Origin of the sequence: Ochrobactrum sp. BTU1 (assembly GCA_018798825.1) — a bacterium.
Lineage (GTDB): Bacteria > Pseudomonadota > Alphaproteobacteria > Rhizobiales > Rhizobiaceae > Brucella.
Window position 1 is genome coordinate 405,905 of the sequence record CP076354.1, and the last position, 24,969, is coordinate 430,873.

Genomic DNA, 24,969 nt, shown 5'->3' on the forward strand with positions numbered 1-24,969 from the left:
GTTGATGGCTTTTGATCGCGGCACAAGATCAAAGGAGTCGGAAATGAGCGTGACCATCTACGGTATCAAAGCCTGTGACACCATGAAGAAGGCACGCAGCTGGCTTGACGATCATGGCATTGATTACGCCTTTCACGATTACAAGAAGGAAGGCTTGGACGCTGCAACAATCGACCGCTTTCTCAAGGACATAGAGTGGGAAAAGCTGCTCAATCGTGCGGGCACAACCTTCCGCAAACTGCCCGAAGAAGAGCGTCAGAATGTTGATGCTGAAAAGGCCCGGGCTCTGATGCTGGCGCAGCCTTCCATGGTCAAACGTCCCGTTCTCGAAAAAGATGGAAAGTTGACCGTCGGCTTCAAGCCCGATCAATACGAGACGTTTTTCCAAGCTTGAGCATTGCTGTCTCTGCCATAGATTGACTTGTTCAAACTGACAGTTAGCAGGGCACTCAATCCATGCATAAGCGGATAGACAAGGTTCTTCAGCAATGGTCGGTCAGTTGGCGCGATGCGCTGATTGCCTCTATTGGTGGCGCGGTGGCTTGGCTTATCTGTCAGTGGATGCTCGGCCAGCCGCGCCCCGTTTTTGCAATGGTTACGGCCGTTATCTGCCTTGCGCCCAATCTCCCCAATCACGGAAAACAGGCGATTGGCGTCATTACCGGCGTGACGACCGGCGTTGTGGTTGGCGAGCTTTCTCTGCTACTTCCGGAAACGATCCCGGTCCTGCATATGAGCGTTGTCACCTGCATTGCCATGGTGCTTGCAACAACCTTTGGTCTGGCCCCCGCAATCGCCATTCAGTCGGGCGTTTCCGCAATTCTGGTTCTGGCGATGGGGCCGCAGGTTGCCGGTATGACGCGCCTCATCGATGTTCTCGTGGGCGCGGGTGTCGGGCTCCTTTTCAGTCAGATACTGGCGACACCCGATCCGGTGAGGCTCATCGACAGGGCTGTGCGGGGTCTGGTCGACAATATCCTGAAAGGCCTGAAACAGTCCGCGATTGCGCTTGAAAAACAGGATGTTGTCCACGCACAAAGCGCCATCAACCAGTTCACGCAAGCACAACGCGCGGTCAATGCACTGGGTGATGGCATAGCGCTCGCGCGATCCAATGCGCGCTGGTCGTTGCGTGGAAGGCTCGTCGCGCGCGAAGTCAGTGAAATGGCGGGCCGCTATGATCGTCGCGGCATCCGGCTTTATGCATCGGCACTGTTGTTTGGTGAAGCACTCGGCAATGCTCTGCGTAAAAAGGAAGCCTCGCCGCCGGAGTGGATTGCACAGTCATTGCAATCGGTCATCCATAATTGCAATCTGGATGAAGGCGAGACGCCGGAACGCTTGCCTCCGGTGCCGCAGGGTATTGATTTCAGCTGGCGTGATACGGCTTTCCGCCTGCAGTCCGTGAATGAAACGCTGTTACATTTTCTGCATTCGGCCCAGCCTGACAGTGTGCCTGTACGGATGCCAAAGCCAAATGCAGATGTGCCAACGGTATGACTTCCGCATTTAGCCATAATCCAACCAGATTGAAGCGGGTTCAAATGCCGGAAAGTTGAACTGAATTCGAGTGATTGATCCCATCAGAAAAATTCAATTGTATGCGTTCGCGCGAAGCGTATTTTCCCCGCCATGAATAAGACACTCCCCCAGACCTATCCGCACCAGATTGCACTCCGTTATGCCTTTGGCGGTTTCCTCGCCATGATTACGGCGATGGGTATTGGTCGCTTCATTTATACGCCAATCCTGCCCGGCATGATGTCGGATGTGGGCTTTAATGCCGCTGATGCGGGGTTCATCGCATCGGCCAACTATGTTGGCTATCTGCTTGGGGCAGTTGTTGGTGGCTATGGCTGGTCCGCGGGGATTGAACGCTTGAGCGTGCTTGTGGGGCTGATTATCAGTGCCGTGCTTTGCGCGCTCATGGCGGTGGTCGATGGTGTATGGCTGTTCTCAATCATTCGCTTTGCGGCAGGTTTTATCAGTGCTGTCACCATGATCCTCGCAACTGCAATCGTGCTGAGCCATATCACGGCTGCAGAGCGGGCAGGGCTCGGTGCATTGCACTTCGGCGGCGTGGGGGCAGGCATTGCACTTTCTGCGGTCCTGGTGGCGGTCATTCGACTGTCAGGTCTCGGCTGGAAAGCAGACTGGATTGGCGCTGCTGTTTTGAGCGTGATCATGGCCGTTTTTGTGGCCTATCTCGTGAAGGAAGGGCCGGTTGGCGGCACGAATGGGAAGCGTGAACCGGCTTTGCCAAACAGCTTCGCTTTCAACGCAATTGCACTGGCCTATGGCATTTTCGGCTTTGGCTATGTGATCACGGCGACATTTATCATTGCCATCGTACGATCCAATGACGGCGGGCCGCTGATGGAAGCGGCGGTCTGGGTCATAACCGGATTATGTGCGGCGCCGTCAATCTGGCTTTGGTCGCCTGCCATCAGAAAGTTCGGGTTGTTCTCCGCCTTTGCACTCACTGCCATATTGGAAGCGATTGGCGTTGCAGCAAGTGTGGTGTTGCCCGCACCTTTTGGCCCGCTGATTGGTGGTGCATTGCTGGGTTTGACGTTTATGGCGCTGACCGCCTTCGGTCTTCAGGCTGCGCGCGTTCTTGCACCGCATTCGCCAAAGCGCGCGCTGGGGCGCATGACAGTCTGCTTCAGTCTAGGCCAGATTGCAGGGCCATTGGTTGCCGGCTTCATGGCGCAACATTCCGGCTCGTTTACCCTGCCAAGTCTGATCGCCGCTTTTGCATTGATTGTCACGGCTGTCATAGGGCTTGCTGCGGGCAAAGCTGCCAAGTAACCGGAAACCTTACAAAAATTTAACTGGTAAAGAATGAGGGAGAGGCATTTCATAAATGCAGAATTGCATTTTTGGATTTCCCCCGATGTTCGTATCGTTTTTTCCGCGCCCCAAACTGTTTTTTTCGTCGGCACTTCTCTGGACACTTCTGGCCGTGATTGGCTGGTATGATGGGGGAAGCAATCTTGGGCGGTTCATAGGCCTGCCGCCCGCAGCAGCAGATGCGGCGCCAATCATCGGCGCGAGTGTCTTCTGGTCCGCACCATTTTTGTGGTTCTACATTTATTTCGCAGTCGCTGTGTTTGCGTTCTATGCTTTCTGGAGCGCATTCTCACCGCATCGCTGGCAGCGCTGGTCTGTCCTTGGTTCAGCATTGATCCTGTTTACGACCTATTTCGGCGTTCAGGTCAGTGTCGCGATCAATGCCTGGTATGGACCTTTCTACGATATGGTGCAGAAAGGGCTGAGCACACCGGGCGCCGTTTCCGCTGCCGATTTCTATTGGGGTGCAGTGGATTTTGCCGGGATCGCTTTTCTTGCCATCACAGTCGGCGTGGTCAGCTTGTTCTTTGTCAGCCATTATATCTTCCGCTGGCGAACGGCTATGAATGATTATTACATGCTGCACTGGCAGAAGCTGCGCCATATCGAAGGTGCTGCGCAGCGTGTGCAGGAAGATACGATGCGCTTTTCTTCCACGTTGGAACAGCTAGGCGTCAGCCTTGTAAAGTCGATCATGACGCTGATTGCCTTCTTGCCGGTGCTGTTCACTTTCTCCGAAAAGGTCAGCGAACTTCCAATAGTTGGCGTAATTCCTCATGCGCTGGTCTGGGCCGCAATCGTTTGGGCAATCTTTGGAACCGGCTTTCTCGCGCTTGTTGGTATCAAGTTACCCGGGCTGGAGTTCAACAATCAGCGGGTGGAAGCAGCCTATCGTAAGGAACTGGTTTATGGCGAAGATCATGCCGATCGCGCTGAGCCTGTTACAATGCGCGAGCTTTTCACAAACGTTCGCCACAACTATTTCCGGCTTTATTTCCACTATGTCTATTTCAACGTAGCGCGTATTTTCTATCTGCAGGCGGACAATATTTTTCCGCTTCTGCTGTTAATACCGTCAATTGTTGCGGGTAAGCTGACGCTCGGTTTGATGAGCCAGATTTCCAATGTATTCGATCAAGTACGCGGCTCTTTCCAGTATCTCGTCAATTCATGGACGACGATTATTGAGCTTCTGTCGATCTACAAGCGTCTGCGCAGCTTTGAAGCTGCTATCGATGGCGATCCACTACCCGTTCTGGATCAAGAAAATCTGGGGCTGTCGGCATGAGGCCGACAGCAAACAGCCGTTCTATGATCTGTTTTGAACAGCGTGGCTGTTAGGCATATCGATGCTGTTGAGATAGTCATTATAGGTCGTACATTTGACATCCGGCTTGTTGCAGACCTCAGAAACGAGACGTTCCATGGCGCGCCAGTAGGCGCCATCATTCATCAGTACGAAATGAAAGCCGAGCTGTAGAGGAATGCGTTCACCATCATATTGCTTGTCGAAAGCCGTGCGGAAAGCCTTATAGGCCCGGTCTTCAAATTCGGCTGATTGAGCGGGTGCTTCCTTGCCCTTGGAATGGCGGACGTAGAGATTGTAATCCATGCCAACAATAAGCCGTTGCGATGGTCCCTCCGGGATCAGCGGCAAGCCAAAAGACGCGAACTGGCCGGCTATTTGAGGCAACTCTGGTCCGCGGGTAATGGACGATGCCTGATAGCGAAAACCATTGTCTTTCAACGCATCCTGAACGGGCTTGGATGCGGCAAGATAGGGTGCACGGAAGCCGTTTATGCCGTTGTGGGCTAGCTCCTGCCAGCCTTCGGGTTCGCCTTCAATGCCGTTATTCTTGTAAGCATCGGCAGTGATACGACGGAATTCCTTGATTTCCTTGTCCCAGTCAGCGGTTGACCAGTCGGTGCCGTCAAAGTGCCCGCAGCCGTGACTTGCGATTTCGTTGCCCTCAAGATGCGCCTGCCAGATATTGCCAAGACGAGCCACAACCTCATCGTGACTGAGTGCAAAGCCCACATTGGATGCGCCAGCACGTTTATGTGGGGGCTGATAGTCGCGCCGGTCTTTCTTGGTCATCAGGAAGACGCAGGAGAGAAAATAGGTGAAATGCGCGTTGTTGTTTTTCGCCAGTTCCCGCGAGCGCGTCCAGAGCTTGTTATCATGCGCGCCATCAAACGAAATCAGCACATATTGCGGCTTCGTTGTCTGGGCGATTGTGGGGCTTGCAGCAAGTGCGGAAGCAATAAGCACGGCGGGAGTGATGAGGCGCATGGGGGAATGAACGCAATCTGACTGGAAAAGTTGCCTGTTAGTCACAAAATATGGCGAAGCTCAGACAGAAATGCATATTGTTTCTATGACAGGTCTTACATATGGCGCGAATTCCGACTAAAAGCGCCAGAACATACAAATTAAGATCAACGAATTTTCGAGCGCGGCTCCACAAGTGCTGCACTCCAATAAAAACGGCAGGTCCATGGCAGACGACAGTTTCATTCGCGAGGTAAACGAGGAACTCCGTTCGGAACGGGCAAAACAGGTTTGGAAAAACTTCGGCCCACTGCTGATCGGCGGTGCGGTTGCGGTTGTTATCGGAACCGCTGCCTGGGTTGGTTATCAGCACTGGACCGACAGCAAAGCTTCTGCTTCCGGTGACAAGTTCCTGGCAGCACTTGATCTCGCCGCTTCCGGCAAGAACGATGAAGCCATTGCAGCGCTCGATGATCTGGAAAAGACCGGTTACGGTTCTTATCCGGTTCTGGCACGTATGCGTGCGGCCTCTGTTCAGGCTGCAAAGGGTGACGCGGCTGCAGCGGTTGCCGCATTTGACGCGGTCGCTGCAGATAATGCAGTGCCGTCACCGATGCGCGATGTCGCTCGCTTGCGCGCAGCCTATCTGCTCGTTGATTCTGGTTCTTATGATGATGTCGCAAAGCGCGTTGAAACGCTTTCGGCAGATGGCAATCCAATGCGTTCCGGCGCGCGTGAAGCGCTGGGCCTTGCTGCTTGGAAGGCAGAGCGTTTCGACGATGCTGCCAAGCTCTATCAGCAGATTGCCAATGACAATCTGGCGCCGGCAAATATCCGCCAGCGCGCCAATACAATGCTTGATCTCATGCGCGGCGCTGGCGTTACTGTGCCAGAAGCTCAACAGGGCTAATCCGCGTTTATCTTCGGAGTAATACGAACCTATGGGTTTCACTCTCGCCATCGTCGGGCGTCCCAATGTCGGCAAGTCCACACTGTTTAATCGCCTCGTCGGCCGCAAGCTGGCGCTGGTCGATGACTTGCCGGGCGTTACGCGCGACCGGCGCATCCATGATGCAAAGCTTTACGATCTGAAGTTTCAGGTAATCGATACGGCTGGCCTTGAAGAAGCTGCAAACGATAGTCTGGAAGCGCGTATGCGCGCGCAGACCGAAGCGGCCATTCAGGAAGCCGACGCGATCCTGTTTGTGATCGATGCTAAAGCTGGCATTACACCAACCGATGCGACTTTCGCTGAAGTTGTACGTCGTTCAGGCCGTCCGGTCGTTCTGGTTGCCAACAAGTCGGAAGCTCGCGGCGCGCAGTCGGGTCTTTATGATGCTTTCCAGCTTGGTCTTGGTGAGCCGTGCCCGATTTCTGCTGAACATGGTCAGGGTATGCCTGACCTTCGCGATGCTATCGTCGAACTTCTGGGTGAAGAACGCGTCTTTGCCGATGAGAAGGAAGAGGAAGCTGCTGACGAAGTCTTTACACCAAAGGCTGTTGGCGAGCTGATCGGCGACGATATTGAAGACCCGGATGAAGAAGAAATTCCGGCTTACGACGCTACCAAGCCTCTGCGCATTGCCATTGTCGGACGTCCGAATGCGGGCAAGTCCACGATGATCAACACGATGCTCGGCGAAGACCGTCTTCTGACCGGTCCGGAAGCTGGCATCACACGCGATTCTATTTCGGTTGATTGGGAATGGCGTGGCCGTAAGATCAAGCTTTACGACACGGCTGGTTTGCGCCGCAAATCGCGCGTTCAGGAAAAGCTTGAAAAGCTTTCGGTCGCCGATGGCCTGCGCGCTATTCGCTTTGCCGAAGTGGTTATCATCGTTCTCGATGCGACGATCCCGTTTGAAAAGCAGGATCTGCAGATCGCCGATCTTATTATCCGCGAAGGCCGCGCGCCTATCATCGCGTTTAACAAGTGGGATTTGATCGAAGACCGCCAGATGGTTCTCGCGGATCTTTACGAAAAGACTGCACGTCTGTTGCCGCAGGTGCGTGGTATTCGCGCTGTGCCGATTTCCGGTGAACGCGGTCAGGGCCTCGACAAGCTTATGGAAAACCTTGTCGCTACCCACGAAATCTGGAACCGTCGTATTTCGACAGGTCGCCTCAATCGCTGGCTTGCGGGCGTTATTGCGCATCAGCCACCTCCGGCTGTTTCTGGTCGTCGCCTGAAGGTCAAGTATATGACGCAGGTGAAGACCCGTCCTCCGGGCTTCGTCGTGAACTGCTCGCGCCCTGACGCGATGCCACAATCCTATGTGCGCTATCTGGTGAACGGCTTGCGTGAGACATTCGAAATGCCCGGCGTGCCGATCCGCTTGTCACTGACAACATCGGAAAATCCGTTTGCCGGTCGCGCAAAGAAGAAGAGATAAGCAAAAGCCCGGTCGCAAAACCGGGCTTTTATTTTAGCTGCGCTTACGGGTAGCAAGCCCTGCTGATGCGATGCCAAGCATGCATAGAATCGCAATGCCAAGTGAAACATTGGTTGCGGCATTAAGCGGTGTCCCATCGCCTGCACTCATTAAAGTTCCGGCAATTGCCGATGTGATCGAGAAGGCGATGAGCTGCGTGGTGGTAATCGCCGCTGCTGCCTTGCCGCCTTCGGCGGGGTCGTTGGTACTGCTCATGGCTGCAACGCCGAGCAGTGGCCAGGAGATGCCAATTCCGAGACCGGCCACGCCGAGCGCTATCGTCCATAGCAGCACTGTCGCCGTGGATGCATGATCGATGAGGAGCAGGCTGTAGGTGATAAGGCCAACTGCCAACAGCAAAGGTCCGAGACGAATGGCACGGCGGCGGGTCACTTCTGAATTGATCGATACGGCAAAAAGCTGTGCGATCACCCAGGCGAGTGACAGAACGGCACCCAATAGCCCTGCCAATAGAGGGCTGAGACCGGCGAGTTGCTGGCTGAACAAGGGGATAAAGTTTTCGAGCATGACGCCAGCGCTCAATGCTGCGACGGTCAGGTAAGTCCATTTCAACGAATTGCCCGGCAGATAGGTTATGCGCGGGAGGATGGTGTTTGTGGCACCGCGTTCAATCGATACGAAGACGATAAGCAAAAGAATGCCGATGCCGACAGCAATCAATGTTGGTAAGCCGATTGGCAGAATAGAGCTGATGCTAATTGCGATAATTGCCAGCAACAGAGGGATAAGTGAAGCAAATGGCACGGGCGCGCGATAGCCGCTGGCCTTTGACTGTTTGAAGGAGCCACGGGCAATGATGGCCAGCAGAAGTGCGGCCGCTGCCAGTGCGGCATAGGCCCATCGCCACAAACCAAATTCTGCAAACAAGCCACCCAATGACGGGCCGAACAGCGTGCCAAGCCCCCACATTGCGGAAACAACACCTGTCGCACGCGCCCAGAGCTTTTCAGGAAGGGCAGACCGGATCACAGCATAGCCGAGACCAGCGAGCAGACCACCGCCCAGCCCCTGAACAACGCGGGCCGCAATCAGCAATTCCATTGTAGGGCTGATCGCAGCACCAATCGCTCCGAGAGCAAAGATTGTGAAGGCGATAACATAGGCAGATGCGGCACCCTTCCAGTCGAGTACACGACTTACGAACAGCGATGCAACAATGGCTGCAATGACGAAGGCCGTTGTGACCCACGCATAATAATTTTGCCCACCAATATCCATAACAATGGAAGGCATCAGAGCTGCCGTGAAATAAAGATTCATTGCATAGAGCAGAATGCCACCCGCCATGACGGAAACAACGGCCAGATGCCGACCTGAAAACAGATCAGCCCAGTTGGCTGAAGACGCGTCGAGGCTCCCGGCCTCGTGTGAGAGTCCAGTCATTGTAGTTCTCCATAGTGTAGAGCTTGAGTTAGTTTTCTGGGTGTACGCCCTGAGACAGAATGAGTGTCAGCAATGACACGGTGAGCACGATCAGAGGTGCAATCGCCTGGTCGTATTCGGCATGAAAAAGCGTCGTGAGACTGGCTGCTGCCATGACAAAACTGCCTATTGCAGCACCCAGTTTTCGTGTGGCTGGGTTGATCAACAATGCTGCGGCCGCCAGTTCCAGAGTAGCGGTTATATAGTGAAACCAGTCCGGATAGCCCCAGCGGGCATAGGAGGCCGCGTTCTGGGGTGAAAGCAAAAAATTGCCATAAGCGCCGAACACAAAAAATGCAGCCAGCAAAAAAGCAAGGCCAGTGGTGAAGACGGAGCGGATAGTCATGTTGCGAATTCTCAGATTGGGCGCGACAAAACCCGTCGCCCGAACTGGTATTTTCGGGCGTGACATTTCGTCTGTACTGCTGTTTTAGGTGCATCTGCCGAGGCAGAATGGTATATTAGAGTTATCACTCTATTTATGCTCGACCCAGTGTCAAGCATAATTAGAATGAATGATCTATTTATGGAGATATGAATGGTTCGCACCGTCAATCCTGAAAAGCACGAAGAAAAGCGGTTGGAGATTCTGGAAGCTGCACATCGCTGTTTTTTGCGCGAAGGATTGCAGGGCGCATCCATTGCAAAAATCTGCAAGGAGGCGGAAATCAGCCCCGGCCATCTCTACCACTACTTCTCCAGCAAGGAGGAAATCGTGGAGCAAATGGCAGATGAATATCTGCGTAAGTTGCATGGAGATTTTGCAAGCCATCCGGAAGGGCAAGACACTGCCACTGTGTTGCTGTCAGAACTCTGGGGCATGAGCGGTTGGAATGAGGTCGATCATTGCCGCATTCTGTTTGAGCTGTTGTCTGAGGCGGGCCGAAGCGAGCGTATCAGGGAAATTCTGCGCAACAATACAGCCAGCATTCGCAGAATGCTGGCTGATACCTTGAAAGCAGGGCAGGCTCGCGGCGAAGTCGATCCATCGCTGGATGTAGGGCATACGAGTGCGATGCTGATTGCGGTGCTGGATGCAGCGCCCATGCTGCCTTTGATGGTGCCGGATGTGAGCTTTGAGGAGAGCCGCAAGCTGTTGACCACGATGATCACACGTTTCCTGCGGCCTCAATAATCTACTCTATCAGGGGTGCAACTGTGCGCCCTTGATCGCTTTGTCGATGTCTTTCTTGGGGCCATGAAGAGCGAGGCCGACCAGATCCGGTGTATCGGCATTTTCGGCACGGAAGACTTCGCGATTGGCAGCATCGTGGCCGGTTGCAAACATCGCACGGACATAGGCTGCACGCGTTAAATCCCGTTGCAGGGATTGCTGCCATGCGCGTTGGAGAATTTCGAGTGACGCTGAAAATACGACCACCGGCTGGCTGAACAGACGGGCATGTTCCCGCCCGAGCGCATCCACATATGGCTCGCCAATACCATTTGGAACTGCACCGGCAATACCAGAGGCCAAAAAAGCCGTGACATTGAGTTTTTGCCAGATTTGCAGATCGCTTTGCACCAGAATGGCAATTTTTGTATCGAAAATCATAGGATGCTCCTTTTAAAAAACGCATCCCGAAAAGTGTGTGATTGTTTTCGGAAAAGATGCGCGCTCAAAATGGAGCAGGTAGCGTAGCTAACGCGGCAAATCTGGAACGTTTGTGCGCCCACGACGATATTGTGCTGGCGTTAGTCCATAAGCGCGTCGAAACCATCGGCCCATATGGCTTTGATCGGCAAAGCCACTCAGCATGGCGGCCTGTGCAGGCGTTTCCTGCTCACGCAATAACCGACGTGCAGCAGCGAGCCGCAATTGCACCAGATAGGCGTGAAGCGAGGTTCCGTAGCGGCGTCGAAAACTGCGCGAAAGGGAGAAGCGATCGGTCGCGCCGACGGCTTCGACCAATTGCTCAAGTCCGATATCTTCTTCAAAATGTGCGCGGAGATAGTCCATCGCCCGTGCAGAAATATCAGATGCGATAATGTCAGGCTTAGGCTCTGCTCGTCCGAGATGTCTGCAAAGAAGTGCAATGATTTGGTCGCGGCTTTCTTCAACCGACAGCCGTGGTGCGGCTTCAATAATCAGACTTGTGGTTCGCATCACTGCCTGCGCCAGTTGAGGGTCGTCGGTTAATGTGCTGCGAAATCCGATTGCAGCATCGTTGCCACCCATTTCCTGTCTAATCAGCGATTGCGGCAGATAAAGCATGGAATAGGCAAAGCCATCGTCCTGAATAGCCTGCCCATCATGCAATTCGCCCGGCTCAATGAGCATAATCTTGCCAGTGGTACTCTGACGTCGCTGTCCGCGACAGAAAAAATCCTGCACACCATAATGCGTCACGCCCACCAGCCATTCATCATGGAAATGCATGTCATAGGCATGGCTATGAAACCGTGCACCCAAAGCTTCAAGCCCCGTTGTCTGATCGCGCCGAAGCTGAAAAGCATCGCGCGCCGTATGATGGGTCTTAACCAAACACGCCACCTTCATCAGCATCGACAGTGATCGATAATGTTACATGACGTGGGCGGGTGAGGGCAAAGAGCACGGATTCGACGATATCGCGACTGGTGGCCGCTTGACCTTTCTGCCGATTGGCCGAAGCTTCCCAACTATTATCCAGTGGCGAAGCGTCTTCGAGATATGGTGGATGAACGACGATGGAACGGACAGGTGTTCCCGCAAGCTTTTGCCGTAGGCCATCCGCGAGTGCGGCCTGCGCGCGCTTCGCGGCATAGAAAGGCACCGAAACAGTCTGTAACGGCGCGTTGGGCAAACCACTGATCGAGCCGATTGTTATGATATCCGGGCTGTTTGAATTATTGAGTGCAGGCAGAAGCCCTTGTGTGAACAGGAACGTTCCTGTGACAGCGGCATTGATGACGCCTGCAACTTCTGCCTCTGAATAGTCTTCCTGTCTGTCTTCAAGCCACATCGCGCCGTTGTTTACGAGAATGTCGATTGTAGGATGGCTCGCTTTAATGGCGTCGATGGCAGCCGTAACGCTTGCCATATCAGCGAGATCAACCTGCACGGTATCAACTCTGCGTCCGGAATGTTTTGTAATCTTATCGGCAGTGTCTTCGAGAGCTTTCATACTACGCCCGCAAAGCACGACATTGCATCCGGCTTCGGCCAGTGAGAAGGCGAGCGCTGCGCCAAGGCCGCGGGCAGCGCCCGTTACAACAGCGGTGGTTCCTTCAAAGCGTGACATAGGCTCTCCAGTCATTTTGTATGCGATGCGTTTTGCGTCGAATTATGTGCGGATAGATAGTGCGAATGGAAGCGCGATGCGAGCTTTCAAAAATCCCCTCCCACAAGTGTTACAGCAGGTAGGCTTCCTCAATGATAGAATCTGTAGTATAGTCCCCTATACTATATTTCAGCAGCAGGTTCTCATGTCGCACACCATCCACCAGAAGGAAAAGCTCATTGCCCGCGTTCGCCGCATCAAGGGGCAGCTCGAAGGCGTTGAGCGCGCACTGGCTTCGGAAGCAGCCTGTGCCGAAGTGTTGCGGCAGCTTGCATCAGCGCGCGGAGCGCTGACCGGACTAACAGCGGAGGTGATGGAGGATCATCTGCGTGAACATGTTGTCGAAATCGACGACGCTGGTGAACGTCGAAAGGGTGGTGACGAGATGATCGAGGTCATCCGCGCCTATATGAAATAGTAAGGAGCGTCCCATGGCTGGGAACCATCACCACGCACATTATTCAGTTCATAATTCATCGGCGTCGCATGAACACGTCTTTCTCGGCGAAGACCATCATCGAAACGAACGCAAGGTCTGGCTTGTTATTGCTCTGACTGCGACCATGATGGTCGTCGAAATCATTGCGGGCTCGATTTATGGTTCCATGGCTCTCGTAGCTGACGGCTGGCATATGTCCACCCATGCAGGCGCCATGCTGATTACCGCGCTCGCCTATTCCTATTCACGACGTCACGCGCATGATCCGCGTTTCAGTTTCGGTACCGGAAAGCTGGGCGATCTCGCTGGTTTTGCTAGCGCCGTAGTGCTGGCCCTGATTGCCTTGTTGATTGGGTGGGAGAGCTTCCTTCGCCTGACAAACCCGATTGAGATCAGCTTTAATCAGGCAATTGCAGTTGCCGTGGTGGGACTGGTCGTCAATCTCGTCAGTGCATGGCTGCTGAAAGACGATCACGGCCACCACCATGGGCACAGCCATCATCACGAACATGACCATGACCATGACCATAATGATGAAACAGGTCATACGCATGAGAAGGTGCGGGATAACAATCTCCGGGCGGCCTATCTGCATGTTTTAGCTGACGCACTGACCTCTGTGCTTGCGATTGCCGCACTTCTGGTTGGCAAAAGCTATGGCTGGCTCTGGGCCGATCCATTGATGGGTGTTGTTGGGGCGCTGGTTATTGCGCGCTGGTCGTGGGGACTGATCCGTGATTCCGGTCAGGTTCTGCTTGATGCTGTTCCAGAAGCGGGGCGCCTCAAGAACGAAATCATGAACCACCTTGAGCGTTCGGGGGATCACATCACCGATCTGCACATCTGGCAGATCGGTCCGGGACATCATGCGGCGATTGTTGCGATTGCCTCGCATAGCCCCAAGTTGCCGTCTGTTTATAAGGAACGCCTCGGTCATATCCATGGATTGTCTCATGTGACTGTCGAAGTGGACGCAGCCTGATCTTTGCATCAAGGGTTGAGTCTGCATCCTTGGTCTGCTAATCCGCCGCCTCCTGAAAATCCCCACCATCAGAGGCAGATCATGACGACAGTGAACCAGAGCCAGTTTGACGGCGTCACACTGGGCATCGACTTCGGCACGACAAATACTGTTTTGTCGCTTGCATCGCCCGATGGTTCGACTGCAGTGCTGAGTGTGCCGAAAGATGGCGTCGATATCGCCGGTTATCGCTCGATCCTGTGTTTCTGGCAGGATCGGGAAACCGGCGAACGCACATCGGAAAGCGGGCCGTGGGCGATGGATGCATTTGTGAATGCGCCGCATTCGACCCGTATGTTGCAGTCTTTCAAGACCTTTGCGGCTCAAAAATCTTTCACCGACACACCGGTCTTCGGCAAACGTTTCAAGTTTGAAGATATTCTTGAGACGTTTCTGGAATCAGTTGCTGCGCGTCTTGGGGATCGGCTGCCTCCGAAGGGCAATCGTGTTGTCATTGGACGCCCCGTCATCTTTGCAGGTGCAACGCCGGACGAAGAGCTGGCCATGCAGCGTTATGAAAAAGCGTTCCGCGCTTTTGGCTTCACAGATATTCATTATGTCTATGAGCCGGTGGCGGCTGCATATTTCTACGCACAGGAACTGAAAGCCGAGTCGACTGTTCTCGTTGCTGACTTTGGTGGCGGCACGAGCGACTTCTCCATTGTGCGGTTCGAAGTGGGCGCGGATGGCCTGAGTTTCACGCCGCTGAGCCAGACGGGTCTCGGCATTGCGGGCGATACATTCGATTATCGCATCATCGACAATGCGGTATCGCCGCTGCTTGGCAAGAATGGTGAATATAAATCCTTCGGCAAGCGCTTGCCGGTGCCCAAGCACTATTATGCAAATTTCGCACGCTGGAACACATTGTTCCTGATGAATTCGCCCGCAACGATTCGCGCTCTGACCGATCTTGCCAAGAATGCTGTCGATCCGGAGCCGCTCGAACATTTCATTCACCTGATCGAAAATGATTATGGTTATGAGATCTATCGCGCGGTCTCAAATCTCAAAGTCCGTTTGTCATCGGAAAGAATTTCCGAGCTTCACTTCAAGGCGGACGATTTCGAGATCCGCTCAGACATTACCCGCAACGACTTCGATAATTGGATCGCCGATGATGTGGCGAATATCGAGCAGTCGGTCGAGCAGGCTGTGGAGAATGCAGGCCTGACGTTTGACGGGATCGACCGCGTGTTCCTGACGGGCGGCACTTCCTTTGTGCCCGCGATCCGTACCGCTTTTGAGAAGCGTTTCCCCGACGCGATGGTGACAAGCTCGAACCAGTTTGATTCGATTGCCAATGGTCTGGCATTGATTGGTCAGAGCACAGACATCGAACGTTGGGCTGTTAAAGCAGCTTAAGGCATGATGGTAATCGGGGTGCCATTTGGCACCTTGGACCATATTTCGCGCATTTCAGCATTGGTCACGCCGATGCAGCCATCCGTCCAGTCCCAAAGGTGATGCACCGGTGCAAGCAAGCCCCAACCATTGGGCAAGCCGTGGATCATGATATTGCCGCCGGGCGAATACCCGGCCGCATCGGCGGCGTTCTGATCTGCTGCATTCGGATAGGAAACATGCAAGCTCAGATGTGCCATTGAGCGCGGATTGCGCCAGTCGATGATGTAAGCGCCTTCGGGCGTCTTCTGATCACCTTCGCGCGCCTTGTGTCCTCCATCGCCATTCCCACCAAGCGCAATGCGATATGTGCCAATCACGGTGCCATCCCGAAGCAGGGTCATCCGGCGTTCGCCTTTATTGACCTCTATGGCATCGGCTTGTTGTCCGGCGGGAGCAGGCTGCGGTGGTTCACCAGAACCAATGCGCGCCATAACCTTTGTATAGCCAAACAAAGCAACAGCGATGACAACGACAGCGAAGAGGATTTTCTTGATCATATTGCCCGCTTATTTCTGCTCTGTGGCCTGTTCAAGACCGTTTTTCCAGATGTCTTTTAAAAGCACAAGTCTCGCGGCTTCGCATTGTGATGATCGGGATGGGCGGCTAAGCTTACTTGAAGTCCTCAAGAATGCGGAGCCAAGGCCCACTTATGTCGATAATCGCTGAACAAAAATCGGAACGATTTTCCGAAAATTTGCGCAAAAGCGCTGAGCCATTCTGGTCCGAGGCCGTTCAACACCGTTTGGTGCAGGAAATGTTTGATGGCTCTGTTCCGCAGGAAGTTATGAAGCGCTATCTCGTTCAGGATCATCGCTTTATCGATTGCTTCCTGTCGCTCCTGGGTGGCGTACTCGTCAATTGCGATAATATGGATGCCAAGCTGACACTTGGGCGCTTCATCGGCATGATTAGTAATGACGAAAATTCTTATTTTGAACGCGCTTTTGCTGCGCTCGATGTAAGCCATGTTGAACGTTATGATGCACCAGACGCGGAACCAACCGCAGCCTTTAAAGCATTAATGCTGGAAGCTGCGACTTCGGGTTCGTATGCCGCCTGTCTCTCCGTTCTGACGGTTGCAGAATGGCTTTATCTCGATTGGGCGCAAAAGGCTCCCAGCAACCTACCCGAAAGTTTTGTTTTCTCTGAGTGGATTGTTTTACACGACAACCCTTATTTTTCAGATTTTGTTGCCTTTCTGAGATCAGAGCTTGATCGAGTTGGGCCTCAGACGGAAGCAGAATGCCGTAGCTTTTTTCAGCGCGCCGTAGAGCTTGAGAAGGCCTTCTTCGATTCAGCCTATGAATAACTCAGGTTAGTTTCGCAGGCAGTCAATGATTGTTGTCTCACAAACAGGTGTCTGGGCGCGACTTTCTGGATTGTCGCGCCAATGCTTGTACGTGATCCAAAACTCCACGTCCTTATAGGCATAGGTTTTGGCTTGCTTCTGAGTGCGACTCTTATCGAGTGCGTCGGGCGTAATGACCATATGGTGAGCGAGCCGTTTGAACACCCAGGGCTTAGCCCCTTTCTTATGCTCGAACACTTCCAGATGATAGTAAGGGTCATTGTGTGCCGGGTCAGGCACCTGATGAATGTCAGCCCAACGCGTTAACTTCACCGTATCAGCGAGAATGATTGTACGGTCTGGCGTCTGAGCATTCACTATTGGAGCCGCAAAGGTGAGGGCTGCCAGCGCCAATATAAGAACTTTCGATCGCTTTTTGCCCATTATTCAAAATTCCTTCTGCATCCGAGTTAAAGCGCAGGCGTTTCACCCTGCACATATTTGCTATTGAGAAGGCTAAAAAAGCAAATGAAAACAAACAGCCATCAAACACCGTTAATTCAAAATTAATCAACATTTTCAAAGGGTAAACAAAGGCGCGTTAACGATCCATCAAGGTTAATACTCCATTATTCGCTATAGTTAAGTAATCGTTGCGAGTGGAGTTTGCGGTGCGTTTTGGTTCCATACGAGCGCTGTTTGGCCGGTCAAAGGCCGTAGCCGAGCCGGTATGGCACTATCCGGTGACGGGCTATTGCCCGGAGGATGGTCGCTATTACGCCGTACGCGCAAAACCGCGTCAGGTTCTGCATAAGCCGCATCGTCTCGTGCCGCTGGTTCTGGCGGCAATCACCTATCTCTTCAATTCCAATGCAATCGCCTTTCAGGACATGGCCAGCCTTGTGCCGACGGCTGATATAGCCGGTCATCGCTGGACCGCGTTTGTTGCCAAAGCTCCCGTCGGATCGCTCCATCAGGCAGAAATGCCTTTTGTCGACGCCACGACCGTCACTGGCAGCATCGCCAGCAGCGGTATCGAAGTTCCGGGTATTGGTCGCGTAGCGCTTTCGGGTGGCAAGAAGACTGCCAAGCTGGGTGTTGACGATCCCAATCCCGATGAAAACCGCATCAATCGCTCCGATAAGACCGGTCGTCTTGTCTCTGTGAAGCCGAAAGCTCCAGCGCGGACTTTCAATGCAGGTAGCATGTTTGAGAAGATCAGCATGATTACTGCCCCTCGTGAGAAGATTGATGCGCGTATGGCTTTCTCCAAGTCCAGTGTCGAGGGCAAGGAGGTCGAAATCGCAATGGCGTTTCATGCGGTCAAACCGCCCAAGCCCAAACCGGACATGCCGGTGCAACTGGCAAAGCTAATCAACAATGATCAGCCCGACGTTCTCGCGTTGGGCTATGCGCCTTCTAAGCCTGACTATGGCAAAACCTCTCCCTTCGAGAGCATTCTGACACCGGAAGCCGATGCAGGCCGCTTCGTGCCGCCAATCAGCGATCAGGATCATGCATGGGCTGCAACGCCTCTGCCTGCAGAATCATTTGGAACCAAAGAGCAGAAGTGCCTCGCCGAAGCGGTTTACTACGAAGCGCGCGGAGAAAACGTCAAAGGGCAGGTGGCAGTTGCTCAGGTAGTGCTCAATCGTGTGCGTAATCCTGCTTATCCCGGCACGATCTGCGGCGTTGTCTATCAAAACCGGAACTGGCTCAATGCCTGCCAGTTTTCCTTCGCCTGTGACGGTCAGAAGCATCGTGTAACCGAGATTCCGCAATGGCGTCTTGCACAGCAGGTGGCAAAGACTGTGACCGCAGGCCAGATCTGGTTGCCGGAAGTTGGTTCATCCACCCATTATCATGCAACCTATGTCAGCCCATTCTGGGCGCCGACCATGAAGAAGATGACCAAGATTGGCCTTCATGTGTTCTATCGCACCTATGGCGGCGGTTGGAGCTGATAAGCGACAGCATGGGTGCGATCACTTTCGGACACATTTATTTGTCTGAAGGGTCGCTTGAAACGCGTGCACAATGATGAATCTATGTGCTGACTTTCGCCCAATTCGATTCCAATTTTGAGGCCGAATTGCTGCCTGTTCTTCGACTTTGATCGGAAAATGAGTCGCACCAATAGCTAAATTATTGTATTTCCAAGAGAAAAAACCTTCTGAAGCAACTGCTTGACTGCCTTGACTAGCGGGCGGTGTGTCAATATGTTGCGCGCAACTTGGAAATGGGCTTGTAGCGCCCGCATTTCTTGCAAAAAGGAGCTGCCAATGACGAGCGGCACTGAGCCGGGAAAAACACCCGGTCAAAGCAAGAATGTGGACGGCAAAACTGTTTCTGGGGGGCTGGATCAGCGTTTGAATCGCCTTGAGGTCGAATTGGCCAAAAAAGGTGTGCTCAAGGCACCAGCTTCCGAGGATGAGCGGTCGGAAACATCCAGTTCCGTCGCGCAGGCCATGAAACTCTCCAGTGAATTTATCGCTGGTATCGTGGTTGGTGCGGTAATTGGTTGGGCTCTTGATCGCTACGCGGGCACGTCGCCATGGGGGTTAATCGTATTTCTCCTTCTAGGCTTCGGTGCAGGCACCCTCAATGTGCTCCGTTCCGCAGGTTATGTCGCCGATCAAGGCAACATTAAGTCTAGCGTGGAAAAGAGCGATAAGGAATAAGTCTTCGCGGACATCACGAAAATGTTCGCGTATAGACATTTGAGACAAAGCGGGCGGTTCGCCCGAGACTGAAACGCCTTAGGGCAGGAACGACAGACGAGGTTAAGTTGGCCAACGATCCGATCCATCAGTTCCAGGTTTCCCGGTTGATTCCTATCGACGTCGGTGGTTTGGACCTGTCGTTTACCAATGTTTCGGCTTTCATGGTCGCAACTGTGGTGCTTGCATCAGGCTTCCTCTACTTCACATCGTCGAGCCGTGGTCTGGTTCCAAGCCGCCTTCAGTCGGTTTCGGAAATGGCATATGAATTTGTGGCGTCCAGCTTGAGAGATTCAGCTGGCTCAAAGGGTATGAAGTTCTTCCCCTTTGTTTTCTCGCTGTTCATGTTCGTGCTCGTCGCAAACTTTATCGGCCTGTTCCCTTATTTCTACACGGTCACAAGCCAGATCATCGTAACCTTCGCTCTTTCTCTGCTGGTTATCGGTACAGTCATCATCTACGGTTTCTATAAGCATGGTCTCGGCTTCCTCAAGCTGTTCGTACCAAGCGGCGTTCCGGGCATCATCGTGCCGCTGGTTGTTGCCATTGAAATCATTTCGTTCCTCTCGCGCCCAATCAGCCTCTCGGTTCGTCTTTTCGCGAACATGCTGGCAGGCCACATCACGCTCAAGGTTTTCGCAGGCTTCGTTGTCTCGCTGAGCTCGCTTGGTGCACTGGGTGTTGGCGGCGCTATCCTGCCTCTCATCATGACGGTCGCGATCACCGCGCTTGAGTTCCTGGTTGCATTCCTCCAGGCCTACGTCTTCACCGTTCTTACCTGCATGTACATCAACGACGCAGTACATCCGGGTCACTAAGGTTCTCGCCGGCGGGTTTCCGCCAGAACAGAAATCCGCACTAATTTGCAATCCAGAAGGAGCTTTAACATGGAAGCGGAAGCAGCAAAGTACATCGGCGCCGGTCTCGCCTGTTTCGGTATGGCCGGTACGGCTCTCGGCCTCGGCAACATTTTCGGTAGCTATCTCTCGGGCGCTCTGCGTAACCCATCCGCTGCTGACAGCCAGTTCGGCCGTCTCGTGTTTGGTTTCGCTGTGACGGAAGCTCTGGGCATCTTCTCGCTGCTCATCGCGCTTCTGCTCCTCTTCGCTGTTTAATCAACAGTCGCAAGAAACTGGCCTGCCGCGATCTGTATCTTGAAATGCAGCGCGGCTGGCCTTTTCATATGAAGTCTGAGTGAGCATATTCCAGAACTTCCAGAGTTATTCTCTGGAAAAGAATATGCTGGATTAAAGGGGAAATCTGGATGTTCGTGTCCACGGCGTTTGCCCAAACCGCCACCGAATCGCAACCGGCACCAGCTGCTGGCGAGCACGGCGCAGCCGATGCTGTGCACACCGAAACCGGGGTCGCGCACGATGCCGGACACGGCAGCGGCGTATTCCCGCCGTTCGATTCCACCCATTATGCATCGCAGCTTCTGTGGCTGGCGATCACTTTCGGCCTTTTCTATCTGTTCCTGTCGCGTGTGGTTCTCCCGCGCATCGGTGGCGTGATTGAAAACCGTCGTGACCGTATCGCGCAGGATCTCGAGCAGGCTGCACGCCTCAAGCAGGATGCAGACAACGCTATTGCTGCCTATGAGCAGGAACTAGCCGCTGCCCGCACCAAGGCTGCTTCGATTGCCGAAGCTGCTCGCGAAAAAGGCAAAGGCGAAGCAGACGCAGAACGTGCGACTGCGGAAGCTGCTCTTGAAAGTAAGCTGGCAGAAGCTGAAGAACGTATCGCCGCAATCAAGGCCAAGGCCATGAGCGATGTCGGTACGATCGCTGAAGAAACCACGTCTGCGATTGTTGAACAGCTCCTGGGTACAAAAGCTGATAAGGCTGATGTAACCGCAGCAGTCAAAACCGCAAACGCCTGAGGAGACGAAAATGGATTCAACATTTTGGGCATTTATTGCTCTTCTTCTCTTCATTGCTCTGATTGTTTACCTGAAGGTTCCAGGTATGATCGGTCGTTCGCTCGATGAGCGTGCCGAGAATATCAAGAAGGAACTAGAAGAAGCCCGCACCCTGCGCGAAGAAGCACAACAGCTTCTTGCTGAATATCACCGCAAGCGCAAGGAAGCGGAAAAAGAAGCTGGCGACATCGTTGCCGCCGCTGAACGCGAAGCAAAGGCTCTTCTTGAAGATGCCAAGCGTGCGACTGAAGAATATGTTGTTCGCCGCAACAAGCTTGCTGAGCAGAAGATTGCAACTGCTGAAACCGATGCAATCAATGCAGTCCGCGCTTCTGCTGTTGATCTGGCAGTAGCCGCTGCTGGCAAGATCGTTGCCGACAAGGTCGACGCAAAGGTTGCAGGCACCTTGTTCAAGGATGCACTCGGTCAGGTTAAGACCAACCTGAACTAAGTTCGGCAATCTGATAGTTTTAAGAAACGCCGCCTCAAAAGGGCGGCGTTTTTTTGCTGTTCTGTCTTCTGTTTCAAGGAAGCAGTTCTTAATCCGCGTCCGGTTCAGCGATTTGGCTGAGCGCCAGTTCCCCTTGCGCTTTGACCGTCTGGATCGCGAAATTGCTACGGATATCTATAACGCCTGGAAGGCGCAATAAAGTGCCGGTTAGAAAGCGTTCATAGGCTGCGAGGTCAGCCACGACGACTTGCAACAGGAAGTCGGATTCTCCCGATACAAGATGGCAGGAAAAGACTTCAGGCAGGTTCTGCACTGACGTACGGAATGCTGTTGCTGTTTCCTCATGATGGCGCTCTACACGGATGCCAACAAAGACAGACAGTCCCAGTCCTACGGCATTGCGGTCGAGTGCCGCGTGGTAGCCTTGAATGACGCCAGCTTTTTCGAGGAGTTTGACTCGTCGCAAACACGGGGAAGGGGATAGCCCTATTTTATCGGCAAGCTGAACGTTTGAAAGACGCGCATCGTCTTGCAGTGCAGCGAGTATCTTACGGTCCGTTGCGTCTAGTTTTAATTTTGGCATAAGCCACCATTCTGAAAAGTCATATTGGCAGATTATATCAACTTCGATCCACTCCGCACCATAAAACGCAAGGACACGGACTGCACTTACGAGTTAGCTTCGGAAAGCTCTATCAGCTGTAGCTCATTCATCATATGCAATGAGCCAACCCGATGGCAGCTGCGTGAATTTTAGCTGTTCGGGGCGTTATTGATGAGCGAGACGTGGTTATTTGCAAGCGCACTGGCGGCTGCATTTCTTCTTCCTGGGCCGGACATGATTCTGCTTCTACAGACGGGAGCGGCGCAGGGCAGAGGCCATGCGCTAGCTGCTGCCGCAGGGCTTGCAACGGCCCGTGCTTGCCACGTCCTGCTCGCTGCATTTGGTTTGGCCGCTCTCCTGCACGCATTTCCAATCGCGTTTCAATTCGTGCGGATCGTGAGTGCCTGTTATCTGGTCTGGATTGCGATCGGCATTTTGCGTCACCCAATGGCGTCCCTCGATACAGCAACCAATGGCATCGAACGACGCTCTTATTTGGCGTCCGCCCGTAAGGGTTTACTCACCAATCTGCTGAACCCGAAAGCTTTGCTTTTCTGCTCGGTTCTATTGCCGCAGTTCGTGCATCCAGACAGAGGCAGTATCATGATGCAGTTTGCATTTCTGGGTGGGATAATGACCATCGTCGGGCTGTCGTTCGATACGATCTATGCCTTTGCAGGATCGTCACTCGGCAACCTGTTCAAGCGATATCCGATCATACAATCTATTCAGCGTTGGGGCTTTGCAGCTCTGCTTTTTGGCTTTGCAGCCAAACTGGCGACGGTTTAAGCCTTTCATTGATCATGATCTAGACGCTATAGCGCCCTTTGATCGGCGCGAAGGTATAGCGGTGGATGCCAGGCACCGGCCCATCGGTATCAATAGCCGCTCGATGCTTGGCCGTACCGTAACCAGCATGTACCTCGAGACCGTATGGTGGATGGGCTAGACCGGCACGGATCATCATTCGGTCACGTGTAACTTTCGCAACGATTGATGCGGCCGCAATTGAGATAGAACGTTGATCGCCTTTCACCAATGCAGAACCGGCGCAGGGCAAACCGGGCGGTACATCGCGTCCGTCAATCAAGGCATGATCCGGGCTGAGTGTCAGCCCCATCAATGAACGACGCATTGCTTCAAGCGCTGCTTTGCGAATGTCACTGGCGTCTATACTCCGCGCGCTTAGGCTTGCAACAGAAACGGTCAGTGCTTTGGCGAGGATGATTTCGTAAAGCGCGTCGCGCTTGGCAGCTTTCAACCGCTTTGAATCATCTAACCCTTCTGGGAGGTCATTCGGATCAAGCACCACCGTAGCTGCAACGACCGGACCGGCGAGTGGGCCGCGGCCAGCTTCATCAATACCTGCAATATGGCGAAGCCCTCGCGACATATGCCTTCTCTCTTCGGAGAAGTCGGGGGCAAGCGGGATTTCAAAGAGGAGCGGAGAATCAGAACTCAAGCGTTTCATTTGGCGGCAATGCTCGCATTGCTTCTGATTCTCCGCAAGGTCCCTGCCGAGGATAGTGGCGTAAAAGCAGGGGCCTTCCGCCTGAAAAAACCAGACGGGGATCAAACTCACAACTGACAACTCATGCACACTTAAAGCCAACAAGACACAGGGCTCTTTCACCTCACTTTGATGATAGAAGCGCCGTTATCCAGAAGTAGCGCCGCTTAAAAAAGCGAAAGCTGTTTGCCACCCTTCTCAACAGGCTCAAACAGATCCGTGCGCAGGGGAATACGCTTTGAATTGAAGCCGAGCTTGCGTGCAGCGATCTCGAAGCGACGACCAATTTGCCAAGCATAAGGGCCTGTTCCACGCATACGTTTGTCCCATTCGGCATCGTAGTCTTTCCCGTCACGCATGGAGCGCACAAGCGACATGACATGGCGATAGCGATCAGGATAATTGCGCAGCAGCCAGTCTTTGAACAAAGGGGCTACTTCAAGCGGTAAACGGAGCAGTACATAGCCTGCTTCGCGTGCGCCCTGTGCGTAAGCTGCATCCAGAATACGCTCAATCTCATGATCGTTGATGCCGGGTATGATCGGTCCCATCATCACATTCGACGGAATGCCGGCATCGGCGAGCTTGCGAATGGCCTGCAGGCGCAAAGTCGGCGTTGATGCGCGGGGCTCCATTGTGCGCGCAAGATTGGCATCAAGCGTGGTGACTGAAAGCGCTACTTTGGCTAGCCCCTTTTCAGCCATGCGAGACAGGATATCAATATCCCGCACGACCAGAGCTGACTTGGTGACGATGCCGACAGGATGATTGGCAGCCTCCAGCACTTCAAGAATCTCGCGCATTACGCGCCATTTTTTCTCGATGGGCTGATAGGGATCGGTATTGGTGCCAATTGCTATGGTCTTGGCCTGATAGCCGGGTTTTGCCAGTTCGCGCTCCAGCAGGCGTGGTGCATCCGGTTTGGCGAACAGACGTGCCTCGAAATCAAGCCCGGCTGAAAGCCCCATATAGCTATGTGTTGGCCGCGCAAAACAGTAAATGCAACCATGCTCGCAACCGCGATAAGGGTTAATCGAACGGTCGAAGCTGATATCCGGTGAATCATTGCGCGTGATGATGGTGCGGGGCTTCTCAACCTGAACATCCGTCTTGAAAGGTGGCAGGTCTTCAAGTGTCTCCCAGCCATCATCAAATTCGTGTCGTGTGGTTGGTTCGAACCGGCCGCTAGGATTGATGCCTGCACCGCGCCCACGACGTCGCGAGTGGTCAATGCGCAGGCCTGCTTCACCGACAAGCGCGTTGGCATGTTCCGCCCGTCCTGTTCCGAATGCTGCCTTGTCTGCCTGCTGGATAATTTCCATAACCGACTCTCTCGTTTCAGAAT

29 protein-coding genes are annotated in these 24,969 nt (G+C 53.5%); 18 read left to right on the forward strand and 11 right to left on the reverse strand.

What is annotated here, in order from left to right; all coding sequences use genetic code 11:
• The first annotated feature begins 43 nt into the window (after positions 1–43).
• The 4 genes from KMS41_01845 (at position 44) to sbmA (ending at position 4,141) form a co-directional block, all read left to right on the forward strand.
• Complete coding sequence (locus tag KMS41_01845; protein ID QWK78014.1) at positions 44–394, forward strand: ArsC family reductase; 351 nt, start codon at positions 44–46, stop codon at positions 392–394.
• A gap of 62 nt (positions 395–456) precedes the next feature.
• The gene (locus KMS41_01850; protein QWK78015.1) at positions 457–1,500 is read left to right on the forward strand and encodes an FUSC family protein; all 1,044 of its coding nucleotides are present in this window, start codon (positions 457–459) and stop codon (positions 1,498–1,500) included.
• A gap of 132 nt (positions 1,501–1,632) precedes the next feature.
• A complete protein-coding gene (locus tag KMS41_01855; protein ID QWK78016.1) occupies positions 1,633–2,811 on the forward strand; it encodes an MFS transporter in 1,179 nt (392 codons plus the stop codon).
• An 85-nt stretch (positions 2,812–2,896) separates the two neighbouring features.
• Positions 2,897–4,141 (forward strand): peptide antibiotic transporter SbmA, encoded by a 1,245-nt coding sequence (gene sbmA / locus KMS41_01860; GenBank protein ID QWK78017.1) that lies wholly within the window; start codon positions 2,897–2,899, stop codon positions 4,139–4,141.
• A 21-nt stretch (positions 4,142–4,162) separates the two neighbouring features.
• Here sbmA and KMS41_01865 read toward each other — a convergent pair whose 3' ends face one another.
• Positions 4,163–5,146: a polysaccharide deacetylase gene (locus KMS41_01865; GenBank protein QWK78018.1), complete on the reverse strand. Its 984-nt coding sequence runs from the start codon at positions 5,144–5,146 to the stop codon at positions 4,163–4,165.
• Positions 5,147–5,351: 205 nt separating this feature from the next.
• On the opposite strand from KMS41_01865, the gene KMS41_01870 reads away from it, so the two are divergent.
• Positions 5,352–6,035 carry a tetratricopeptide repeat protein gene (locus tag KMS41_01870; GenBank protein ID QWK78019.1) on the forward strand — a complete coding sequence of 228 codons (684 nt, stop codon included), beginning with the start codon at positions 5,352–5,354 and terminating at the stop codon, positions 6,033–6,035.
• A gap of 31 nt (positions 6,036–6,066) precedes the next feature.
• Positions 6,067–7,518: a ribosome biogenesis GTPase Der gene (der, locus tag KMS41_01875; GenBank protein QWK78020.1), complete on the forward strand. Its 1,452-nt coding sequence runs from the start codon at positions 6,067–6,069 to the stop codon at positions 7,516–7,518.
• A gap of 33 nt (positions 7,519–7,551) precedes the next feature.
• On the opposite strand, the gene KMS41_01880 is transcribed toward der, so the two are convergent.
• Together KMS41_01880 and KMS41_01885 are read right to left on the reverse strand one after the other, a co-directional pair.
• Positions 7,552–8,961: an MFS transporter gene (locus tag KMS41_01880; protein QWK78021.1), complete on the reverse strand. Its 1,410-nt coding sequence runs from the start codon at positions 8,959–8,961 to the stop codon at positions 7,552–7,554.
• A gap of 28 nt (positions 8,962–8,989) precedes the next feature.
• Positions 8,990–9,346, reverse strand: coding sequence for a DoxX family protein (locus KMS41_01885; GenBank protein ID QWK78022.1), 357 nt, complete (start codon positions 9,344–9,346; stop codon positions 8,990–8,992).
• A gap of 192 nt (positions 9,347–9,538) precedes the next feature.
• Between KMS41_01885 and KMS41_01890 the strand changes: the two genes are divergently transcribed.
• Positions 9,539–10,135, forward strand: coding sequence for a TetR/AcrR family transcriptional regulator (locus KMS41_01890; GenBank protein ID QWK78023.1), 597 nt, complete (start codon positions 9,539–9,541; stop codon positions 10,133–10,135).
• A gap of 9 nt (positions 10,136–10,144) precedes the next feature.
• On the opposite strand, the gene KMS41_01895 is transcribed toward KMS41_01890, so the two are convergent.
• The 3 genes from KMS41_01895 to KMS41_01905 all read right to left on the reverse strand — a co-directional run bounded on the left by KMS41_01895 (position 10,145) and on the right by KMS41_01905 (position 12,224).
• Positions 10,145–10,555 carry a DUF2000 domain-containing protein gene (locus KMS41_01895; GenBank protein ID QWK78024.1) on the reverse strand — a complete coding sequence of 137 codons (411 nt, stop codon included), beginning with the start codon at positions 10,553–10,555 and terminating at the stop codon, positions 10,145–10,147.
• A gap of 87 nt (positions 10,556–10,642) precedes the next feature.
• Complete coding sequence (locus KMS41_01900) at positions 10,643–11,500, reverse strand: AraC family transcriptional regulator (protein ID QWK78739.1); 858 nt, start codon at positions 11,498–11,500, stop codon at positions 10,643–10,645.
• Positions 11,478–12,224, reverse strand: coding sequence for an SDR family NAD(P)-dependent oxidoreductase (locus KMS41_01905; protein ID QWK78025.1), 747 nt, complete (start codon positions 12,222–12,224; stop codon positions 11,478–11,480). Before KMS41_01905 ends, KMS41_01900 begins: the two co-directional genes overlap by 23 nt.
• 184 nt (positions 12,225–12,408) lie before the next feature.
• Here KMS41_01905 and KMS41_01910 point away from each other — a divergent pair, with 184 nt between their 5' ends.
• The 3 genes from KMS41_01910 to KMS41_01920 all read left to right on the forward strand — a co-directional run bounded on the left by KMS41_01910 (position 12,409) and on the right by KMS41_01920 (position 15,088).
• Positions 12,409–12,681 (forward strand): metal/formaldehyde-sensitive transcriptional repressor, encoded by a 273-nt coding sequence (locus KMS41_01910; GenBank protein QWK78026.1) that lies wholly within the window; start codon positions 12,409–12,411, stop codon positions 12,679–12,681.
• A 13-nt stretch (positions 12,682–12,694) separates the two neighbouring features.
• Entirely contained in the window at positions 12,695–13,684 is a 990-nt protein-coding gene (gene dmeF / locus KMS41_01915) for a CDF family Co(II)/Ni(II) efflux transporter DmeF (GenBank protein QWK78027.1), read from the forward strand.
• An 81-nt stretch (positions 13,685–13,765) separates the two neighbouring features.
• Complete coding sequence (locus KMS41_01920) at positions 13,766–15,088, forward strand: Hsp70 family protein (protein QWK78028.1); 1,323 nt, start codon at positions 13,766–13,768, stop codon at positions 15,086–15,088.
• Here the strand turns inward: KMS41_01920 and KMS41_01925 are convergent.
• Complete coding sequence (locus KMS41_01925; GenBank protein ID QWK78029.1) at positions 15,085–15,627, reverse strand: L,D-transpeptidase family protein; 543 nt, start codon at positions 15,625–15,627, stop codon at positions 15,085–15,087. The two genes, KMS41_01920 and KMS41_01925, sit on opposite strands and share 4 nt — an antisense overlap.
• A gap of 152 nt (positions 15,628–15,779) precedes the next feature.
• Between KMS41_01925 and KMS41_01930 the strand changes: the two genes are divergently transcribed.
• Positions 15,780–16,439 carry a TenA family protein gene (locus KMS41_01930; GenBank protein ID QWK78030.1) on the forward strand — a complete coding sequence of 220 codons (660 nt, stop codon included), beginning with the start codon at positions 15,780–15,782 and terminating at the stop codon, positions 16,437–16,439.
• Between the two features lie 6 nt (positions 16,440–16,445).
• On the opposite strand, the gene KMS41_01935 is transcribed toward KMS41_01930, so the two are convergent.
• Complete coding sequence (locus KMS41_01935; protein QWK78031.1) at positions 16,446–16,862, reverse strand: DUF5086 domain-containing protein; 417 nt, start codon at positions 16,860–16,862, stop codon at positions 16,446–16,448.
• A 227-nt stretch (positions 16,863–17,089) separates the two neighbouring features.
• Between KMS41_01935 and KMS41_01940 the strand changes: the two genes are divergently transcribed.
• From KMS41_01940 to KMS41_01965, 6 genes are all read left to right on the forward strand, one after another.
• On the forward strand, positions 17,090–18,382 hold the full coding sequence (locus tag KMS41_01940; GenBank protein QWK78032.1) for a cell wall hydrolase: 1,293 nt from the start codon (positions 17,090–17,092) through the stop codon (positions 18,380–18,382).
• Between the two features lie 318 nt (positions 18,383–18,700).
• Entirely contained in the window at positions 18,701–19,099 is a 399-nt protein-coding gene (locus tag KMS41_01945) for an AtpZ/AtpI family protein (GenBank protein QWK78033.1), read from the forward strand.
• A gap of 107 nt (positions 19,100–19,206) precedes the next feature.
• Positions 19,207–19,956: a F0F1 ATP synthase subunit A gene (locus tag KMS41_01950; protein ID QWK78034.1), complete on the forward strand. Its 750-nt coding sequence runs from the start codon at positions 19,207–19,209 to the stop codon at positions 19,954–19,956.
• Between the two features lie 69 nt (positions 19,957–20,025).
• A complete protein-coding gene (locus KMS41_01955) occupies positions 20,026–20,253 on the forward strand; it encodes a F0F1 ATP synthase subunit C (protein ID QWK78035.1) in 228 nt (75 codons plus the stop codon).
• A gap of 149 nt (positions 20,254–20,402) precedes the next feature.
• On the forward strand, positions 20,403–21,020 hold the full coding sequence (locus tag KMS41_01960) for a F0F1 ATP synthase subunit B (GenBank protein ID QWK78036.1): 618 nt from the start codon (positions 20,403–20,405) through the stop codon (positions 21,018–21,020).
• A gap of 10 nt (positions 21,021–21,030) precedes the next feature.
• On the forward strand, positions 21,031–21,510 hold the full coding sequence (locus KMS41_01965; protein ID QWK78037.1) for a F0F1 ATP synthase subunit B: 480 nt from the start codon (positions 21,031–21,033) through the stop codon (positions 21,508–21,510).
• Positions 21,511–21,598: 88 nt separating this feature from the next.
• Here the strand turns inward: KMS41_01965 and KMS41_01970 are convergent, their stop codons facing one another.
• Positions 21,599–22,093, reverse strand: coding sequence for an Lrp/AsnC family transcriptional regulator (locus KMS41_01970; GenBank protein QWK78038.1), 495 nt, complete (start codon positions 22,091–22,093; stop codon positions 21,599–21,601).
• Between the two features lie 192 nt (positions 22,094–22,285).
• Between KMS41_01970 and KMS41_01975 the strand changes: the two genes are divergently transcribed.
• On the forward strand, positions 22,286–22,903 hold the full coding sequence (locus KMS41_01975; GenBank protein ID QWK78039.1) for a LysE family translocator: 618 nt from the start codon (positions 22,286–22,288) through the stop codon (positions 22,901–22,903).
• 19 nt (positions 22,904–22,922) lie between these two features.
• Here KMS41_01975 and KMS41_01980 read toward each other — a convergent pair whose 3' ends face one another.
• Positions 22,923–23,585, reverse strand: coding sequence for a ribonuclease HII (locus KMS41_01980; GenBank protein ID QWK78040.1), 663 nt, complete (start codon positions 23,583–23,585; stop codon positions 22,923–22,925).
• Positions 23,586–23,791: 206 nt separating this feature from the next.
• Positions 23,792–24,946, reverse strand: coding sequence for a PA0069 family radical SAM protein (locus KMS41_01985; protein ID QWK78041.1), 1,155 nt, complete (start codon positions 24,944–24,946; stop codon positions 23,792–23,794).
• Positions 24,947–24,969: the final 23 nt, after the last annotated feature.

Excerpts from the sequence above, each read along its gene's own strand:
- KMS41_01845 (QWK78014.1), top strand. The coding sequence starts at position 44 with ATGAGCGTGACCATCTACGGTATCAAAGCCTGTGACACCATGAAGAAG.
- KMS41_01850 (QWK78015.1), top strand. The coding sequence starts at position 457 with ATGCATAAGCGGATAGACAAGGTTCTTCAGCAATGGTCGGTCAGTTGG.
- KMS41_01855 (QWK78016.1), top strand. The coding sequence starts at position 1,633 with ATGAATAAGACACTCCCCCAGACCTATCCGCACCAGATTGCACTCCGT.
- sbmA (QWK78017.1), top strand. The coding sequence starts at position 2,897 with ATGTTCGTATCGTTTTTTCCGCGCCCCAAACTGTTTTTTTCGTCGGCA.
- KMS41_01865 (QWK78018.1), bottom strand. The coding sequence starts at position 5,146 with ATGCGCCTCATCACTCCCGCCGTGCTTATTGCTTCCGCACTTGCTGCA.
- KMS41_01870 (QWK78019.1), top strand. The coding sequence starts at position 5,352 with ATGGCAGACGACAGTTTCATTCGCGAGGTAAACGAGGAACTCCGTTCG.
- der (QWK78020.1), top strand. The coding sequence starts at position 6,067 with ATGGGTTTCACTCTCGCCATCGTCGGGCGTCCCAATGTCGGCAAGTCC.
- KMS41_01880 (QWK78021.1), bottom strand. The coding sequence starts at position 8,961 with ATGACTGGACTCTCACACGAGGCCGGGAGCCTCGACGCGTCTTCAGCC.
- KMS41_01885 (QWK78022.1), bottom strand. The coding sequence starts at position 9,346 with ATGACTATCCGCTCCGTCTTCACCACTGGCCTTGCTTTTTTGCTGGCT.
- KMS41_01890 (QWK78023.1), top strand. The coding sequence starts at position 9,539 with ATGGTTCGCACCGTCAATCCTGAAAAGCACGAAGAAAAGCGGTTGGAG.
- KMS41_01895 (QWK78024.1), bottom strand. The coding sequence starts at position 10,555 with ATGATTTTCGATACAAAAATTGCCATTCTGGTGCAAAGCGATCTGCAA.
- KMS41_01900 (QWK78739.1), bottom strand. The coding sequence starts at position 11,500 with ATGAAGGTGGCGTGTTTGGTTAAGACCCATCATACGGCGCGCGATGCT.
- KMS41_01905 (QWK78025.1), bottom strand. The coding sequence starts at position 12,224 with ATGTCACGCTTTGAAGGAACCACCGCTGTTGTAACGGGCGCTGCCCGC.
- KMS41_01910 (QWK78026.1), top strand. The coding sequence starts at position 12,409 with ATGTCGCACACCATCCACCAGAAGGAAAAGCTCATTGCCCGCGTTCGC.
- dmeF (QWK78027.1), top strand. The coding sequence starts at position 12,695 with ATGGCTGGGAACCATCACCACGCACATTATTCAGTTCATAATTCATCG.
- KMS41_01920 (QWK78028.1), top strand. The coding sequence starts at position 13,766 with ATGACGACAGTGAACCAGAGCCAGTTTGACGGCGTCACACTGGGCATC.
- KMS41_01925 (QWK78029.1), bottom strand. The coding sequence starts at position 15,627 with ATGATCAAGAAAATCCTCTTCGCTGTCGTTGTCATCGCTGTTGCTTTG.
- KMS41_01930 (QWK78030.1), top strand. The coding sequence starts at position 15,780 with ATGTCGATAATCGCTGAACAAAAATCGGAACGATTTTCCGAAAATTTG.
- KMS41_01935 (QWK78031.1), bottom strand. The coding sequence starts at position 16,862 with ATGGGCAAAAAGCGATCGAAAGTTCTTATATTGGCGCTGGCAGCCCTC.
- KMS41_01945 (QWK78033.1), top strand. The coding sequence starts at position 18,701 with ATGACGAGCGGCACTGAGCCGGGAAAAACACCCGGTCAAAGCAAGAAT.
- KMS41_01955 (QWK78035.1), top strand. The coding sequence starts at position 20,026 with ATGGAAGCGGAAGCAGCAAAGTACATCGGCGCCGGTCTCGCCTGTTTC.
- KMS41_01960 (QWK78036.1), top strand. The coding sequence starts at position 20,403 with ATGTTCGTGTCCACGGCGTTTGCCCAAACCGCCACCGAATCGCAACCG.
- KMS41_01965 (QWK78037.1), top strand. The coding sequence starts at position 21,031 with ATGGATTCAACATTTTGGGCATTTATTGCTCTTCTTCTCTTCATTGCT.
- KMS41_01970 (QWK78038.1), bottom strand. The coding sequence starts at position 22,093 with ATGCCAAAATTAAAACTAGACGCAACGGACCGTAAGATACTCGCTGCA.
- KMS41_01975 (QWK78039.1), top strand. The coding sequence starts at position 22,286 with ATGAGCGAGACGTGGTTATTTGCAAGCGCACTGGCGGCTGCATTTCTT.
- KMS41_01980 (QWK78040.1), bottom strand. The coding sequence starts at position 23,585 with ATGAAACGCTTGAGTTCTGATTCTCCGCTCCTCTTTGAAATCCCGCTT.
- KMS41_01985 (QWK78041.1), bottom strand. The coding sequence starts at position 24,946 with ATGGAAATTATCCAGCAGGCAGACAAGGCAGCATTCGGAACAGGACGG.